Below are 1,783 nucleotides of genomic sequence, written 5' to 3'. Positions count from 1 at the left end.
GTGATGGCTTCCTGGAACCTTTTGGCTTCATCATATACACCTCTCGGACCTACCGGGTTCACATTGCCCCAGTATTCTTCCGGCTGCGGGCTGATGTTCGGATCGCCGTATACTTCTGATGTTGAGGCGATCAGCATCCTGGCTTTCTTGTTCCTGGCCAGTCCCAGCAAATTATGGGTACCCAGTGAGCCTACTTTTAAGGTCTGGATCGGAATTTTCAGATAATCGATCGGGCTGGCCGGTGACGCGAAATGCAAAATGTAATGCAGATCGCCCGGGACATACACAAACGTAGATACGTCATGGTTATAAAACTCAAAGTTCTCCAGTTTGAACAAATGTTCGATATTTCTCAGGTCACCTGTGATCAGGTTATCCATCCCGATCACATGATAACCTTCCTTGATAAACCTGTCGCACAGGTGCGAGCCTAAAAAGCCGGCAGCACCCGTGATCAGGATCCTTTTTCTTTCTGTCATATTGCTACTGTTTTACGGCCTATGCTGTTATAATAAAATCCATGGTCTTTCATCCTGTCCAGATCATACAGGTTACGCCCGTCAAAGATCACCGGCGATTTCAGCTTTTCTTTCATGAAGTCGAAATCCGGGGTGCGGAATACCGGCCATTCAGTCACGATCAGCAGCGCGTCTGCTTCTTCCAGCGCGTTATAACGGTTGGTAGCATAACCTATCTTATCGCCAAGCAGTTTCTTTACGTTTGGCATACCTTCAGGGTCATAAGCGGTTACTGTAGCTCCTGCTGCTAAAAGGTCCTCAATGATATACAATGCCGGTGCTTCGCGGATATCGTCGGTTTCCGGTTTGAAAGCCAGGCCCCACAGCGCGAAGTGTTTGCCTTTCAGGCCACCTTCGCCATAATACTCACGCATCTTTACCACCAGGCGTTTCTTCTGGGTTTCGTTCACTTCCATCACCGAGTTCAGGATCTTGAAATCGTATTTATTTTCTTCGGCTGCTTTTGACAGCGCCTGCACGTCTTTAGGGAAACAGCTGCCGCCGTAACCTACACCCGGAAACAGGAAACGTTTGCCGATACGCGCATCGGCTCCTACACCTTTACGCACCATGTCCACATCCGCTCCTACCAGCTCGCACATATTGGCAATCTCGTTCATGAACGTGATCTTTGTCGCCAAAAACGAGTTGGCAGCATATTTGGTCAGCTCCGATGAGCGCTCGTCCATATACAGGATCGGGTTACCCTGGCGTACATATGGGGCATACAAATCACCCATCACCTGGCGGGCTTTCTCGTCCCTGGTACCTATCACTACCCTATCCGGTTTCATAAAATCTTCTACCGCTACACCTTCACGTAAAAACTCTGGGTTGGATACTACCGCGAATGGTACATCTGTATTGGCTTTCATTACCGCGGTTACTTTATCCGCCGTGCCTACCGGTACGGTTGATTTGGTCACGATCACTTTATACTCGGTGATCAGTTTGGCGATATCTTTAGCCGCGCCAAGTACATAGCTCAAATCTGCCGCACCATCTGCCCCCGGTGGCGTTGGCAAGGCTAAAAAGATCACTTTCGCCGGTGCTATCGCTTCGGCAAGGTTGGTGGTAAAAGTTAACCGCTCCTGTTTGATGTTACGCAAAAACAAAATATCAAGACCCGGCTCATAGATCGGCATTTCGCCATTGCGCATCTTGTTTACTTTTTCTTCTACTATATCTACACAGGTTACTTCATTCCCTGTTTCGGCCAAACAGGTTCCCGTTACCAAACCAACATAGCCAGTACCAATTACTGC

General features: G+C 48.6%; 2 protein-coding genes. Both read right to left on the bottom strand.

Translation table 11 applies throughout. The annotated features are described in order from the left end of the window. Positions 1–479, bottom strand: a 479-nt coding sequence (locus EAH55_RS30745) for a GDP-mannose 4,6-dehydratase (protein WP_121813070.1), incomplete at its 3' end; no start/stop codon positions are given. Further along, positions 476–1,783 (bottom strand): UDP-glucose dehydrogenase family protein (locus EAH55_RS30740; RefSeq protein ID WP_244228411.1); only part of this gene is annotated, 1,308 nt, incomplete at its 5' end. The genes EAH55_RS30745 and EAH55_RS30740, both read right to left, overlap by 4 nt.

It is taken from the genome of Mucilaginibacter kameinonensis, assembly GCF_003675385.1.
Lineage (GTDB): Bacteria > Bacteroidota > Bacteroidia > Sphingobacteriales > Sphingobacteriaceae > Mucilaginibacter > Mucilaginibacter kameinonensis.
This window is presented reverse-complemented; position numbering and strand designations above follow the sequence as displayed.